Origin of the sequence: Pseudomonas orientalis (genome assembly GCF_001439815.1) — a bacterium.
In the GTDB taxonomy this organism is placed as follows: Bacteria; Pseudomonadota; Gammaproteobacteria; order Pseudomonadales; family Pseudomonadaceae; genus Aquipseudomonas; species Aquipseudomonas orientalis.
Map to the genome: position 1 here is coordinate 62333 of NZ_JYLM01000003.1, position 15029 is coordinate 77361.

The window sequence follows — 15029 nt, forward strand, 5'->3', positions numbered from 1 at the left end:
GTTGTAGGGTAACCGCTTTACTGTGGGAGGGGGCTTGCCCCCGATAGCAGTGGGTCAGTCTCAATATTTTTGACTGATACACCGCCATCGGGGGCAAGCCCCCTCCCACATTTTGTTTTTCATCCATCAGACAATCCGCGCCACGCCGTACAAAGCTGATACACGAAAAACAACAAATGAGAACCGATATCAAACGAGAATTGTTTGATATATGATGCGCGGCGAATTCTTGGCAGGTTTGCCGCCCCATCTGGCTCATTCACTAGGTTCAACATCCATGCGTCGTACCCTGATTTCCATTTGTGTGCTTCAGGCGTTTTCGCCGTTCAGTTGGGCAGATAGTGCCCCCACCGAAAAAACCAGCCTTGAGTTGCAAGCGACCACTGTGACCGGCACGGCGGATTTCGAGACGGCTCAAGGACCGGTCAAGGGCTACCACGCCACACGTTCAGCCAGTGCGACGCGTACCGATACATCCATCCATGAAACACCGCAGTCCATTACCGTGGTCTCCAAAGACGTGGTCGAGGACATTGGTGCGACCCGTCTGCAAGATGCGCTCGATTACGCGGGCGGGGTAGGCCGGGCGAATAACTTCGGCGGCCAGGGCCTCACCAGTTTCACCGTGCGCGGTTTTACCACTGCCGAGTTCTATCGCAACGGTTTCCCCGTGAACCGCGGCTACCCGGCCATGCCCGACGCCAACACGATCGAACGTCTTGAAGTGTTGCGCGGCCCGGCGACCATGCTCTACGGCCGGGGCGATCCCGGCGGCACCTTCAACGTGGTGTCCAAGCAGCCGTTGGCCGAGCGTACGGTCACACTGGGCAGCCAACTGGATGATCAAGGCATGAAACGCGGCACTCTGGATGCTTCCGGCCCGCTGGATGAAGACGGCCGCCTGGCCTATCGACTGAATGTGGTGGGCGAGGGCGGCGATACGTTCCGCGACCATGTCTCCACCGAACGCTACGGCGTGGCCCCGGTGCTGACCTGGCAGGCTACCGATGAGACCAAGGTGATCTTCGAAGGCGACTTCATACGTAACAACCACCCGCTGGATCGTGGCCTGACCCGCTTTGCCAACCAGCGCGGCACGCCGTCGCGCGACACCTTCTGGGGTGAAAAATACGCCGGTGATCTGCACAACGATAACAACACGGCGCAGTTGCGCTTTGAGCATCTGCTCAACGACAACTGGACCCTGGGCGGTGGTTTCCAGTGGCTGGACGGCACGATGAAGGGCAATGGCGTGGAGGCCAATAACGCGAGCAGCCTGGGGGCTGACGGCCGCACCCTGCAGCGCAACTTCAACTACCGCAAGCTGGAGTGGACCGACAAGGACTACCAGCTCAATCTGACCGGGCACTTCGCCACTGGCGGTTTCGAGCACACCTTGTTGACTGGCATCGAATACGAGGATTACGACTACAAGTCGATCATCCAGCGTTCCAGCGCTGCTTTCCCGATCGATATCTTCAACCCGGTCTACGGCCAGCCACGTCCGGCGCTGACCCGCACGCCGACCCACGATAAAGAAAACCTCAAGACCTATGCGGTCTTCGTCCAGGACCAGGTCGCGCTGACCGAACGATTGAAAGTCCTCGCGGGCGCACGCCTTGAGCGTTTCGAGCACCAGTACGAATCCTACGTGGCGGGCGTTAAACCGTGGAACGCGGCCGACAACGCGGTCACCCCGCGCGTCGGCGTGATGTATGACCTGACCGACACCGTCGCGATCTACGCCGATGCCGCGCGTTCCTTCAAGCCGAACACCGGTGCCAGCCGTCAAGGTGGCGGGTTCGAGCCGGAGAAGGGCAAGTCCTATGAGATGGGCGTGAAATGGGAAGCGCTGGATAAACAGCTGAGCGTCGATGCGGCGATCTATCAGATCGAAAAGAAGAACGTCCAGGGCGTCGACCCGCTCGACTCTGCCTTCAACGTGGCGACCGGTCAGGTGCGCAGCCGTGGTTTCGACCTGAACGTGGCCGGTAACCTCACGCCTGAATGGCGGATGATCGGCGGCTATGCCTATGTGGACGCCGCCGTTACCAAGGACACGGCGGTTCGTACCGGCACGCGTCTGGCCAACATCCCGCGCAATAGCTTCAGCCTGCTCAACGTGTATGAATTCCAGGATGGCGCACTCAAGGGCCTCGGCCTTGGCGCCGGTGGCAAATACGTGGCTGATCGTGCCGGGCAGACCACCAACTCCACCTTCACCATGGACGCGTACACGGTGGTCGATCTGCTCGGTTACTACAAGGTCAACGAGAACGTGCGGCTCAACCTGGATGTGAAGAACCTGTTCAACCGTGAATACGAAGAGGGCTCGTTCCAGAACTTCTATGCCTACCCGGGCGAGCCGCGCACGGTGCAGGTCGGAATCGCCTACACCCTCTGACGCTGTACACAGTGCAAATGTGGGAGGGGGCTTGCCCCCGATAGCGGTGGGTCAGTCAGATTATCGAGTACTGATACACCGTCATCGGGGGCAAGCCCCCTCCCACATTTGATCTCATTTACACCCAGGGCCCGTTACAACGGCGTCAACACATTCATCACCGTATCCAGCGCCACTCGCGTGTCATCCAGCTGCACCAGCGAAGCATGCCGCGCGCCCAGTGCATCACGGTTTTTTATCGCAGTCAGAATCGCCTTGTGCCGGGGCAGGCTCAGGCCCTGGATGTCCGGGCGGCGGTTGGTGATGTTGATCGATTCGCGCAACGGCAGCGAGAGCATGTTGCACATGTAGGCGAGCAGGTCGTTGCGGGTGGCGTCGGCAATCGCGCGGTGAAAGTCCAGGTCGGCCTGCAACAGCTCGTCGTGGGTCTTGGCGGTTTCCATGCCCTGGTAGGCGTGTTCGATGGTGGCGATGTCTTCATCGGTGGCGGTGGTCGCGGCCATGGCGGCGATTTCCGGTTCGAGAATGCGCCGCACCCCGGCCAGAGTATTGAAAAATTCACTGTGGGGCGTGGACTGCATCAACCAGGACAGCACGTCCGGGTCGAGCAGGTGCCATTTCAGGCGTGGCCGCACCACGGCGCCCACCCTGGGCTTGGAATACACCAGGCCCTTGGCGCTGAGCACCCGCGTTGCCTCGCGGAGCACCGAACGGCTGACCTTGTATTCCTCGCACAGCGTAGCTTCCATGGGCAGTCTTTCTTCCGGCTTGAAGCGACCGGAAACGATGTGCATGCCCAAGTCCTGAACGATCTGGGCATGCATGCTCTTGCGCGGCTTGGGCGGCTGGTGATCCATAACGACGGGCAGGCTCTGGCTTAGATTCGCCGCATCATAGCATCCCAATTAGTGGGAATGCCGTGGGACTTCGGCGCCACGGCAGCCCACCAGGAAGTCGAAGTCGCAGCCCTGGTCGGCCTGCAGCACATGGTCGATGTACAGCTGGCGATAGCCGCCGACGATGAGTTTTTCGGTGGGCGCCAGGTCCGCCATGCGCGCCGCCAGCTCTGCGTCGGGGATGTCCAGGTGCAGACGGCCGTTGGCGCAGTCCAGTTCGATCCAATCGCCTTCCTTCACCGCGGCCAACGGCCCGCCGGCAGCGGCTTCCGGGGCCACGTGCAGCACCACCGTGCCGTAAGCGGTGCCGCTCATGCGCGCATCGGAAATGCGCACCATATCCGTCACGCCCTGGGCCAGCAGCTTGGCCGGCAGGCCCATGTTGCCGACTTCGGCCATGCCTGGGTAACCCTTGGGCCCGCAGTTTTTCATGACCAGGATCGAGTTGGCGTCCACGTCCAGCTCCGGGTCGTTGATGCGTGCCTTGTACATGTCGAAGTTTTCGAACACTACCGCGCGGCCACGGTGCTGCATCAGCTCCGCGCTGGCGGCGGAGGGCTTGAGCACCGCACCCAGGGGCGCCAGGTTGCCGCGCAGCACGCAGATGCCACCGTCGGCGCGGATCGGGTTGTCGAGGGTGCGGATCACTTCATCCTGGCCGTAGATCGGCGAATCCTTGGTGTTCTCGCCCAGGGACTTGCCATTCACGGTCAAGGCATTCGGGTGCGGGATCAGGTTGGCTTCACCGAGACGGCGCAATACGGCGGGCAGGCCGCCGGCGTAGTAGAACTCTTCCATCAGGAAGCGCCCCGACGGCTGCAAGTCGACGATGGTCGGCATGCCGCGCCCGATGCGGGTCCAGTCATCCAGGTCGAGCTCGACGCCGATGCGCCCGGCGATGGCTTTCAAGTGAATCACCGCGTTGGTCGAACCGCCAATGGCGGCGTTCACGCGGATCGCGTTTTCGAAGGCTTCCTTGGTGAGGATCTTCGAGAGTTTCAAATCTTCGCGCACCATCTCCACCGCGCGCATGCCCGACATGTGCGCCAGTACATAACGCCGCGCATCCACCGCCGGGATCGCCGCGTTGTGGGGCAGGGACGTACCCAGCGCCTCGGCCATGCAGGCCATGGTCGACGCGGTGCCCATGGTGTTGCAGGTGCCCGCCGAGCGCGACATGCCGCCTTCGGCCGCAAGGAAATCATCCAGGGTAATAGTGCCGGCCTTGACCTGTTCGCTGAGCTGCCACACCACCGTGCCCGAGCCGATGTCCTGGCCCTTGTGCTTGCCGTTGAGCATCGGCCCGCCGGTGACGACGATAGCCGGCACATCGCAACTGGCGGCGCCCATCAGCAGCGCCGGGGTGGTTTTGTCGCAGCCGGTCAGCAGCACCACGCCGTCAATCGGGTTGCCGCGAATCGCTTCTTCCACGTCCATGCTCGCCAGGTTGCGCGTGAGCATGGCGGTAGGGCGCAGGTTGGATTCGCCATTGGAGAACACCGGGAATTCCACCGGGAAGCCACCGGCTTCGATCACGCCGCGTTTGACGTGCTCGGCGATCTGGCGGAAATGCGCGTTGCACGGGGTCAGCTCCGACCAGGTGTTGCAGATGCCGATGATCGGCTTGCCATGGAACTGATGGTCGGCAATGCCCTGGTTCTTCATCCAGCTGCGGTACATGAAGCCGTTCTTGTCGGCAGTACCGAACCACTGGGCGGAGCGTAGGCCGGGCTTTTTATCAGACATGATCGATTCTCTTATTGTATGACTATATGTTCTAACCGTGGCTAAACATAAGCGCAAAGACCAAGCTTTGGAAGAGTTGTTTTGTAAATAGTCCTACTATATAGTCTTTCTCAACTGAGGTATGACCCTGGCGGATTTTCGCGAGAGGCGTCCCCCGAGCTTCTATAAAAACAACAATCGGAGATCGACCCCATGAGCCAGGAACTGCGGCTTATTCGGCGCATCACGCTGAAACTGATTCCCTTCCTGATCCTGCTGTACCTGATTGCCTACGTGGACCGTTCCGCCGTGGGTTTCGCCAAGCTGCACATGGGCGCCGACGTCGGCATCGGCGATGCGGCCTATGGCCTGGGCGCGGGGTTGTTCTTCATTGGCTACTTCCTGTTCGAGATTCCCAGCAACCTGATGCTCGACCGCTTCGGCGCGCGGCGCTGGTTTGCGCGCATCATGATCACCTGGGGCACCATCACCATCGGCATGGCCTTTGTGCAGGGGCCGCACAGCTTCTACGTGATGCGCTTTCTGCTCGGCGCGGCCGAGGCGGGGTTCTTTCCGGGCGTGCTGTACTACATCACCCAGTGGTTCCCCGTGCGCCATCGCGGCAAGATCCTCGGGCTGTTCATTCTCTCCCAACCCATCGCCATGATGATCACCGGCCCGGTGTCCGGTGGCCTGCTGGGCATGGACGGCATCCTCGGCCTGCACGGCTGGCAGTGGCTGTTTATCGTGATCGGCACCCCGGCGATCCTGCTGACCTGGCCGGTGCTGCGCTACCTGCCGGACGGTCCCAAACAGGTCAAGTGGATGAGCGCGGAAGAAAAGGCCTGGCTCACGGGTGAGTTGGACAAAGACCTGCAAGCCTACGGCCAGACCCGCCACGGCAACCCGCTGCATGCGCTGAAAGACAAGCGCGTGTTGCTGCTGGCGCTGTTCTACCTGCCGGTGACCTTGAGCATCTACGGCCTGGGCCTGTGGCTGCCGACCTTGATCAAGCAGTTCGGCGGCAGCGACCTCACCACCGGCTTTATCTCCGCCGTGCCCTACATTTTCGGCATCATTGGTTTGCTGATCATTCCGCGCAGTTCCGACCGTTTGAATGATCGCTACGGCCACCTCGCCGTGCTCTATGTGCTGGGCGCCATCGGCCTGTTCTCAAGTGCCTGGCTGAGTGCGCCGGTGCTGCAAATGGCGGCGCTGTGCCTGGCGGCATTCGCCATGTTTTCCTGCACGGCGGTGTTCTGGACCCTGCCGGGGCGCTTCTTCGCCGGCGCCAGTGCGGCGGCCGGTATCGCCTTGATCAATTCGGTGGGCAACCTGGGCGGCTATATCGGCCCGTTCGTGATCGGTGCGCTCAAGGAATACACCGGCAACCTGGCGTCGGGCTTGTACTTTCTGTCTGCGGTGATGGTGTTCGGGCTGGTGTTGACCGGCGTGGTCTACCGCGTGCTGGAGCGCAAGCATGTACTGCCTGTCGACCAATTCGCCGCCAGTGCCCGTGGCGCTACACGATCTTAATCTGGAGAACATTCATGCGTTTAGTTCAGTTCGAGTCAAGCAATGGCGAACGCCGCGTCGGCGTTGTCGAGGGCAGCCAACTGCGTGAGGTGCGCACGGCGCGCAGCGTGCGCGAGTTGGCCCTGGCCGCCATCGAAGCGGGCGTGGGCCTGGAACAACAGGTGAACAGCCTCGGTCTGGGCGACAGCCACGACTACGCACGCCTGCTGGCCGACCTGAAGGTCCTGCCGCCGCTGGATCACCCGGACCCTGCGCACATGCTGATCAGCGGCACCGGCTTGACGCACCTGGGCAGCGCCTCGGCACGCGACAAGATGCACCAGGCCGGCGACGAGACCGCCTTGACCGACACCATGCGTATCTTCAAATGGGGCGTGGAGGGCGGCAAACCAGCCGCTGGCCACGCGGGCGTGCAACCGGAGTGGTTCTACAAGGGCGACGGCAGCACCGTCGTGCGCCCGGGCGCCGCCTTCCCGGTGCCGCCGTTTGCCGAAGATGCCGGTGAAGAGCCGGAAATCGGCGGCCTTTACGTCATCGGCCCGGACAGCAAGCCCTATCGTGTGGGCTTTGCGGTGGGCAACGAGTTCTCCGACCACATCATGGAGCGCAAGAACTACCTGTACCTGGCCCATTCCAAACTGCGCAGTTGCAGCTATGGCCCCGAGGTGCGCGTGGGCGACTTGCCCCAGCATTTGTCGGGCACCAGCCGTATCCTGCGCAACGGCGAGGAAATCTGGCGGAACGAATTCCTCAGTGGCGAGGCCAATATGTGCCACAGCCTGGAAAACCTCGAATACCACCATTTCAAATACCGCCAGTTCCTCAAGCCCGGCGATGTGCATATTCACTTCTTCGGCACCGCCACGCTGTCATTTGCCGACGGTATACGTACCCAGGCCGGCGACGTGTTCGAGATCAGCCAGGCTGAGTTCGGCGCGCCGCTGGTCAACCGTGTCGGCAGCAGCGATGCGGCATTCGAACCCGGTAACGTCATCACCCTTTAAAGGAGAGCCTCATGACCCAGTATCTCGGCCACAACTACATCGGCGGCCAGCGCAGCGCCAAGGGCAGCGTCAAGCTGCAAAGCGTCGACGCGACCACTGGCGAAGCCTTGCCCCAGGATTTCTACCAGGCCACCCCGGAAGAAGTCGACGCCGCCGCCAAGGCCGCCGCGCAGGCGTATCCCGCCTACCGCGCGTTGAGTGCGGCGCGGCGCGCGCAGTTCCTCGATGCGATCGCCGACGAACTGGATGCCCTGAGTGACAATTTCGTTGAGTTGGTATGCCGCGAAACCGCCTTGCCGGCCGCGCGTATCAAAGGCGAGCGTGGGCGTACCAGCGGCCAGATGCGCCTGTTCGCCAACGTGTTGCGCCGTGGAGATTTCTACGGTGCGCGCATCGACAAGGCACTGCCTGATCGCCAGCCGCTGCCGCGCCCGGACCTGCGCCAATACCGCATCGGCCTAGGCCCGGTGGCGGTGTTCGGCGCGAGCAACTTCCCGCTGGCGTTTTCCACGGCCGGTGGCGATACCGCAGCGGCTCTGGCGGCAGGCTGTCCGGTGGTGTTCAAAGCCCACAGCGGCCATATGGCGACGGCTGAACAGGTCGCCGATGCAATCATTCGCGCCGCGCAAGCGACCGAGATGCCGGCCGGTGTGTTCAACATGATCTTTGGCGGCGGCGTCGGCGAAGCGCTGGTCAAGCACCCGGCGATCCAGGCGGTGGGCTTTACCGGCTCGCTCAAGGGCGGTCGTGCCCTGTGTGACATGGCGGCAGCGCGCCCGCAACCGATCCCGGTGTTTGCCGAGATGTCGAGCATCAACCCGGTGATTGTATTGCCCCAGGCCCTCACCGCACGGGCTGAAAGCGTGGCCCGCGACCTGACCGCTTCGGTGGTGCAAGGCTGCGGCCAGTTCTGCACCAACCCTGGCCTGGTGATCGGCATCGCTTCGCCCGAATTCACCGCATTTACCCAGCAAGTGGCGCAACTGATCGGCGAGCAGCCGGCGCAGACCATGCTCAACGCCGGCACCCTGGGCAGCTACGGCAAGGGCCTGGAAAAGCTGCTGTCCCACCCCGGGATCGAGCACCTGGCAGGCAGCGCGCAATCGGGCAACCAGGCGCAGCCGCAACTGTTCAAGGCTGATGTACGCCTGTTGATCGATGGCGACGAAGTGCTGCAGGAAGAAGTCTTCGGCCCCACCACGGTGTTTGTCGAAGTCGCCGACCAGGCCCAGCTCAGCGCCGCCTTGCATGGCCTGCACGGGCAGTTGACCGCCACCATCATTGGCGAACCGGCCGACCTGCAACAGTTCGCCGAGCTGACGCCGCTGCTGGAGCAGAAAGTCGGGCGCATCCTGCTCAACGGCTACCCCACCGGTGTGGAAGTCTGCGATTCGATGGTGCACGGCGGGCCGTATCCGGCCACCTCCGATGCCCGTGGCACCTCGGTCGGCACCTTGGCCATCGATCGTTTCCTGCGCCCGGTATGCTTCCAGAACTACCCTGACAGCCTGCTGCCCGACGCGCTGAAGAACGCCAACCCGCTGCGTATCCAGCGGCTGGTGGATGGCGCGCCGTCACGCGAATCGCTGTAACGCGTACCTGAGAACAGCCACGCTCAAGGAGGCATCATGTCGTTTCACGCTGTCACCGCGCATCGCGCGCAACTGGGGGAGGGCCCGTTCTGGGACGCGCCCACCCAGGCGCTGTACTGGGTCAATATCGCCGGCAAACAGGCGCTGCGCCTGATGGACGGGCAGTTGCGCATCTGGCAATTACCCGAACACGTCTCGGCGTTCATTCCCTGTGAAAGCGGCGATGCGCTGGTGACCTTGAGCAGCGGCGTGTATCGCCTCGACCTGGCCACCGAAGCCCTGACGCTGCTGTGCGTGGCCGACCCGCAAGCCGGCAACCGTGGCAATGAAGCGCGCTGCGATGCCCAGGGCCGACTGTGGCTGGGCACCATGCAGAACAATATCGGCGAGCAGGGTGAAGACCTGCCCATCACGCGACGCTCCGGCGGCCTGTTTCGCATCGATGCCGATGCGACGGTCACGCCGTTGCTGAGCGGGCTGGGCATTCCCAATACCTTGCTGTGGAACGAGGAGGGTAGCCAGGTGCACTTTGGCGACAGCATGGATGGCACGCTCTATCAGCATTCGATCCAAGCCGATGGCCAGCTTGCACCCTCACAGGTGTGGTTCGGCCCGCACGAACGCGGCGGGCCGGACGGCTCGGCCATGGACGCGCAAGGCTATATCTGGAACGCGCGCTGGGACGGCAGTTGCCTGCTGCGCCTTGCACCTGACGGTCAGGTGGACCGCATTATCGAACTGCCGGTCAGCCGTCCCACCAGTTGCGTGTTCGGTGGACCCAACCTTACCACTCTGTATATCACCAGTGCCGCCAGCCCTCTGGGTCACCCCCTGGACGGTGCGGTACTGGCGATTGAAGTTGATGTACCTGGAAAACCTTGCACTCGCTTTGCCGGATAAACCCTGTAGGAGCGAGCTTGCTCGCGAAAAACGTCAACGATAACGCGTTCGTCCTGGATGAACGCGGTGCTCTCAGGTTTTTCGCGAGCAAGCTCGCTCCTACACAAAAACACAAAACAACAACAAGGAGTCACCCGTATGAATCGTCGTCGTGGTTTGCGTTCCCTGTGCTGCGCCGCTGTGGCGGTCTCGGCCATGAGCTTGAGCGGCCTGTTGCTGGCCGCTGAAGAAGTGAAGATCGGTTTCCTGGTCAAGCAGGCCGAGGAACCGTGGTTCCAGACCGAATGGGCCTTCGCCGAAAAAGCCGGCAAGGAACACGGTTTCACCGTGATCAAGATCGCCGTACCCGACGGCGAGAAAACCCTTTCAGCCATCGACAGCCTGGCGGCCAACGGCGCCAAGGGCTTTGTTATCTGCCCTCCGGACGTGTCCCTGGGCCCGGCAATTGTCGCCAAGGCCAAGGCCAATGGCCTCAAAGTGATCGCCGTGGATGACCGTTTCGTCGACGCCAAAGGCGCCTTTATGGAAGACGTGCCGTACCTGGGCATGGCCGCGTTCGAAGTCGGCCAGAAGCAGGGCGCCGCCATGGCCGCTGAAGCGAAGAAACGCGGCTGGGACTGGAAGGACACCTACGCGGTGATCAACACCTTCAACGAACTCGACACCGGCAAGAAACGCACCGACGGCTCGATCAAATCCCTGGAAGAAGCCGGCATTCCCAAGGACCACATCCTTACCGCCGCGCTTAAAACCCTCGACGTGCCCGGCAGCATGGACGCCACCAACTCGGCCCTGGTCAAGCTGCCCAGCGGTGCGAAAAACCTGATCATCGGCGGCATGAACGACAACACCGTGCTCGGCGGCGTACGCGCCACTGAAAGCGCCGGCTTCAAGGCCGCCAACGTGATCGGCATCGGCATCAATGGCACCGACGCCATTGGTGAGCTCAAGAAGAAAGACAGCGGCTTCTTCGGCTCGATGCTGCCCAGCCCGCATATCGAGGGCTACAACACCGCGCTGATGATGTACGAGTGGGTCACCAAAGGCACTGAACCGCCGAAGTACACCGCCATGGACGAAGTGACCCTGATCACGCGCGCCAACTTCCAGGAAGAGCTGACCAAGATCGGGCTGTGGAAATGACCGCTGCCGCCTTGCGATTCGACGGCATCGGCAAAACCTTTCCCGGGGTCAAGGCGCTGGATGGCATCAGCTTCACCGCGCACCCGGGGCAAGTGCACGCCCTGATGGGCGAGAACGGTGCGGGTAAATCGACGCTGCTGAAGATCCTCGGCGGCGCCTACATCCCCAGCAGCGGCACGGTGCAGATCGGCGAGCAGACCATGGCCTTCAAATGCGCTGCCGACAGCATTGCCAGCGGCGTCGCGGTGATTCACCAGGAGCTGCACCTGGTACCGGAAATGACCGTGGCCGAGAACCTGTTTCTCGGGCATTTACCGTCGCGGTTTGGCGTGGTCAACCGCAGCCTGCTGCGCCAGCAGGCGCTGGCGTGTCTCAAGGGCCTGGCCGATGAAATCGATCCCGAGGAGAAACTCGGGCGTCTGTCCCTGGGCCAGCGCCAACTGGTGGAAATCGCCAAGGCACTGTCCCGTGGCGCCCATGTGATTGCCTTCGATGAACCGACCAGCAGCCTTTCGGCGCGGGAAATCGACCGCCTGATGGCGATCATCACGCGCCTGCGCGATGAGGGCAAAGTGGTGCTCTACGTGTCGCACCGCATGGAAGAGGTGTTCCGTATCTGCAATGCGGTGACGGTGTTCAAGGACGGTCGCTTCGTGCGTACCTTCGAGGACATGAGCGCGCTGAGCCACGATCAGTTGGTGACCTGCATGGTCGGCCGGGATATCCAGGACATCTATGACTACCGTCCGCGCGAGCATGGCGACGTCGCCCTGAAGGTCGATGGCCTGCTCGGCCCTGGCCTGCGCGAACCGATCAGTTTCCAGGTGTGCAAAGGCGAAATCCTCGGCCTGTTCGGATTGGTGGGGGCCGGACGCACGGAGCTGTTCAGGTTGCTCAGCGGCCTGGAGCGGGCCAGCGCCGGCAACCTGGAGCTGTGCGGTGAGCCGCTGCAATTGCGCTCACCGCGCGATGCCATCGCGGCCGGCGTGCTGCTGTGCCCGGAAGACCGCAAGAAGGAGGGCATCATTCCGCTGTCCAGCGTCGCCGAGAACATCAATATCAGTGCACGTGGCGCGCATTCGGCGTTCGGCTGGCTGTTGCGCGATGGCTGGGAAAAGGGCAACGCCGAACATCAGATCAAGGCGATGAAGGTCAAGACCCCGAACTCGGCACAGAAGATCATGTACCTGTCCGGCGGCAACCAGCAGAAGGCCATTCTCGGCCGCTGGCTGTCGATGCCGATGAAGGTGCTGCTGCTGGACGAACCCACGCGCGGCATCGACATCGGCGCCAAGGCCGAGATCTACCAGATCATCCACAACCTCGCGGCGCAGGGCATTGCGGTGATCGTGGTGTCCAGCGACCTGATGGAGGTGATGGGCATTTCCGACCGCATCCTGGTGCTGTGCGAAGGCGCCATGCGCGGTGAACAACTGCGCGAAAACGCGACTGAATCCAACCTGCTGCAGCTGGCCTTGCCGCGCGGCCTGGCGAACTGAGAGACGACCATGACCATTCAAAACAACGCGTTGCCCTCGGCACGCAAACCCCTCGATCTGCGCGCCTTGCTCGACAACTGGGCCATGCTGCTGGCGGCGGTGGGCATCTTTGTGCTGTGTGCCTTGCTGATCGACAACTTCCTCTCGCCGCTGAACATGCGCGGGCTGGGCCTGGCGATTTCCACGGTGGGCATTGCCGCGTGCACCATGCTGTTCTGCCTGGCGTCGGGGCATTTCGACTTGTCGGTGGGCTCGGTGATTGCCTGCGCCGGTGTGGTGGCGGCGATTGTGATGCGCGACACCGACAGCGTGATGCTGGGCATCGGCGCGGCGCTGTTGATGGGCCTGATGGTGGGCTTGATCAACGGCATCGTGATTGCCAAGCTGCGGGTCAACGCGTTGATCACCACCTTGGCGACCATGCAGATCGTGCGTGGCCTGGCTTATATCTTTGCCGACGGCAAAGCGGTGGGCGTGTCCCAGGATCAGTTCTTCGTGTTCGGCAACGGCCAGCTGTTCGGCGTGCCGGTGCCGATCCTGATCACCATCGTGTGCTTTCTGTTCTTCGGCTGGTTGCTCAATTACACCACCTACGGGCGCAACACCATGGCCATCGGCGGTAACCCGGAAGCGGCATTGCTGGCCGGCGTGAACGTTGATCGCACCAAGATCCTGATCTTCGCCGTGCACGGTTTGATCGGCGCGTTGGCCGGGGTGATCCTCGCCTCGCGCATGACCTCCGGCCAACCGATGATCGGCCAGGGCTTCGAGCTGACGGTGATTTCGGCCTGTGTGCTGGGCGGGGTGTCATTGAGTGGCGGTATCGGCATGATCCGCCATGTGATCGCCGGGGTGTTGATCCTGGCGATCATCGAGAACGCGATGAACCTGAAGAACATCGATACCTTCTACCAGTACGTGATCCGCGGCTCGATCCTGCTGCTGGCCGTGGTCATCGACCGTATGAAACAACGCTGAGTTATGCCATGTGAGGACTAAATGTGGGAGGGGGCTTGCCCCCGATAGCGGTGGGTCAGTTGATGCATCTGTAGCTGACCCACCGCAATCGGGGGCAAGCCCCCTCCCACAGTTTTAATTGGCGCTGAATTTGAAGACGGTGTTCTGGGTGTAGGTTTGCCCTGGGTTCAAGCGAGTCGAGGCAAAACCAGGCTGGTTAGGCGCATCCGGAAAATGCTGGGTCTCCAGGGTGAACCCGCTCCAATGCGGGTACGCCTTGCCGCCCTTGCCCTTCATCGAACCGTCCAGGAAGTTGCTGGTATAGAACTGCACCCCAGGCTCGCTGGTGTAGAGCTGCAGGCGTCGACCCGACTCAGGATCATGCACCTCGGCGGCCAGTTGCTTCACATCGCCTTTGGTATCCAGCGCCCAGTTGAAATCGAACCCGCCCTGTTTCGGTTCGGCAAACTTGAGCTGCGGATGGTCGTCCTTGATGTGCTGGCCGATGGCGGTAGGCTTGAGGAAGTCCATCGGCGTGCCCTTGACCGGCGCCAGTTCGCCGGTGGGGATCAGGGTGGCGTTCACCGGTGTGTAATGGCTGGCGTGCAGGGTGGCGACCTGCTTGAGGATGTCGCCGTTGCCGGCGCCGGCCAGGTTGAAGTAGCTGTGGTTGGTGAGGTTGAGCACGGTCGGTTTGTCGGTGGTGGCGGTGTAGTCGATGTGCAGTTCGTTCTTGTCGTTCAGGCGGTAGGTGACTTCGGTTTTCAGGTTACCGGGGAAACCCATCTCGCCGTCCTTGGACAGGTAACTGAGCTTCACGCCGACTGAGTCCTTGTCCTTGACCGATTCGGCTTTCCATACCTGCTTGTCGAAGCCCTGGGCGCCGCCATGCAGCGAGTTGGGGCCGTCGTTGAGCGGCACCTGGAAGCGTTTGCCGTCGAGCTCGAAAGCACCGCCGGCCAGGCGATTGCCGAAGCGGCCAATGGTCGCGCCGAAAAACGCGGTGCCGGCCTGGTAGCCCTGCACGTCGTCAAAACCCAGCACCACGTCGTCGACCTTGCCGTGTTTGTCCGGCACCTTCAGCGACTGCAGCACACCGCCGTAGGTAATCACCGTGGCTTGCATGCCATGGCTGTTGCGCAACACATATTGTTCGACAGGGGTGCCGTCATTGGTTTTGCCAAAGGGTTTGTTTTCGCTGCTCAGGCCGGCGGCCTGGGCGCCGCCGCTGGCGATCAACATGGACAGCGCCAGGCCGGACAGCAGGTATCGAGGGTGCTTCATGGTCGAACTTCCTTTTGTTGTTTTAGGATTGAATAGTTCTACTAATGTGCGATATTTCGTCACTTGGACAGCGAATTTATAGCCTTTAA

Annotated in this window: 11 protein-coding genes; 8 read left to right on the plus strand and 3 right to left on the minus strand. The window is 62.0% G+C overall.

Features of this window, described 5'->3' with window-relative positions; all coding sequences use genetic code 11:
- Positions 1-277 precede the first annotated feature (277 nt).
- On the plus strand, positions 278-2404 hold the full coding sequence (locus TU82_RS08380; protein WP_057721976.1) for a TonB-dependent siderophore receptor: 2127 nt from the start codon (positions 278-280) through the stop codon (positions 2402-2404).
- 134 nt (positions 2405-2538) lie between these two features.
- Here the strand turns inward: TU82_RS08380 and TU82_RS08385 are convergent, their stop codons facing one another.
- Together TU82_RS08385 and TU82_RS08390 are read right to left on the minus strand one after the other, a co-directional pair.
- A complete protein-coding gene (locus TU82_RS08385) occupies positions 2539-3261 on the minus strand; it encodes a FadR/GntR family transcriptional regulator (protein ID WP_057721977.1) in 723 nt (240 codons plus the stop codon).
- Between the two features lie 48 nt (positions 3262-3309).
- On the minus strand, positions 3310-5046 hold the full coding sequence (locus TU82_RS08390) for an IlvD/Edd family dehydratase (RefSeq protein WP_057721978.1): 1737 nt from the start codon (positions 5044-5046) through the stop codon (positions 3310-3312).
- 192 nt (positions 5047-5238) lie between these two features.
- Between TU82_RS08390 and TU82_RS08395 the strand changes: the two genes are divergently transcribed.
- The 7 genes from TU82_RS08395 to araH all read left to right on the plus strand — a co-directional run bounded on the left by TU82_RS08395 (position 5239) and on the right by araH (position 13677).
- Positions 5239-6561: an MFS transporter gene (locus TU82_RS08395; protein ID WP_057721979.1), complete on the plus strand. Its 1323-nt coding sequence runs from the start codon at positions 5239-5241 to the stop codon at positions 6559-6561.
- A 14-nt stretch (positions 6562-6575) separates the two neighbouring features.
- A complete protein-coding gene (araD1, locus tag TU82_RS08400) occupies positions 6576-7565 on the plus strand; it encodes an AraD1 family protein (protein ID WP_057721980.1) in 990 nt (329 codons plus the stop codon).
- 11 nt (positions 7566-7576) lie between these two features.
- Entirely contained in the window at positions 7577-9157 is a 1581-nt protein-coding gene (locus TU82_RS08405) for an aldehyde dehydrogenase (NADP(+)) (RefSeq protein WP_057721981.1), read from the plus strand.
- Between the two features lie 36 nt (positions 9158-9193).
- Complete coding sequence (locus tag TU82_RS08410) at positions 9194-10057, plus strand: SMP-30/gluconolactonase/LRE family protein (RefSeq protein ID WP_057721982.1); 864 nt, start codon at positions 9194-9196, stop codon at positions 10055-10057.
- Positions 10058-10195: 138 nt separating this feature from the next.
- Positions 10196-11200 carry a substrate-binding domain-containing protein gene (locus tag TU82_RS08415; RefSeq protein ID WP_057721983.1) on the plus strand — a complete coding sequence of 335 codons (1005 nt, stop codon included), beginning with the start codon at positions 10196-10198 and terminating at the stop codon, positions 11198-11200.
- Positions 11197-12699: an L-arabinose ABC transporter ATP-binding protein AraG gene (gene araG / locus TU82_RS08420; RefSeq protein ID WP_057721984.1), complete on the plus strand. Its 1503-nt coding sequence runs from the start codon at positions 11197-11199 to the stop codon at positions 12697-12699. Before TU82_RS08415 ends, araG begins: the two co-directional genes overlap by 4 nt.
- Before the next feature lie 9 nt (positions 12700-12708).
- Positions 12709-13677: an L-arabinose ABC transporter permease AraH gene (araH, locus tag TU82_RS08425; RefSeq protein WP_057721985.1), complete on the plus strand. Its 969-nt coding sequence runs from the start codon at positions 12709-12711 to the stop codon at positions 13675-13677.
- Between the two features lie 114 nt (positions 13678-13791).
- Here the strand turns inward: araH and TU82_RS08430 are convergent, their stop codons facing one another.
- Positions 13792-14940 carry an aldose epimerase family protein gene (locus TU82_RS08430; protein ID WP_057721986.1) on the minus strand — a complete coding sequence of 383 codons (1149 nt, stop codon included), beginning with the start codon at positions 14938-14940 and terminating at the stop codon, positions 13792-13794.
- Positions 14941-15029: the final 89 nt, after the last annotated feature.

Coding starts and splice junctions, on each gene's coding strand:
- TU82_RS08405 (WP_057721981.1), top strand. CDS start 7,577: ATGACCCAGTATCTCGGCCACAACTACATCGGCGGCCAGCGCAGCGCC.
- TU82_RS08380 (WP_057721976.1), top strand. CDS start 278: ATGCGTCGTACCCTGATTTCCATTTGTGTGCTTCAGGCGTTTTCGCCG.
- TU82_RS08385 (WP_057721977.1), bottom strand. CDS start 3,261: ATGGATCACCAGCCGCCCAAGCCGCGCAAGAGCATGCATGCCCAGATC.
- araG (WP_057721984.1), top strand. CDS start 11,197: ATGACCGCTGCCGCCTTGCGATTCGACGGCATCGGCAAAACCTTTCCC.
- araD1 (WP_057721980.1), top strand. CDS start 6,576: ATGCGTTTAGTTCAGTTCGAGTCAAGCAATGGCGAACGCCGCGTCGGC.
- TU82_RS08430 (WP_057721986.1), bottom strand. CDS start 14,940: ATGAAGCACCCTCGATACCTGCTGTCCGGCCTGGCGCTGTCCATGTTG.
- TU82_RS08390 (WP_057721978.1), bottom strand. CDS start 5,046: ATGTCTGATAAAAAGCCCGGCCTACGCTCCGCCCAGTGGTTCGGTACT.
- TU82_RS08410 (WP_057721982.1), top strand. CDS start 9,194: ATGTCGTTTCACGCTGTCACCGCGCATCGCGCGCAACTGGGGGAGGGC.
- TU82_RS08415 (WP_057721983.1), top strand. CDS start 10,196: ATGAATCGTCGTCGTGGTTTGCGTTCCCTGTGCTGCGCCGCTGTGGCG.
- araH (WP_057721985.1), top strand. CDS start 12,709: ATGACCATTCAAAACAACGCGTTGCCCTCGGCACGCAAACCCCTCGAT.
- TU82_RS08395 (WP_057721979.1), top strand. CDS start 5,239: ATGAGCCAGGAACTGCGGCTTATTCGGCGCATCACGCTGAAACTGATT.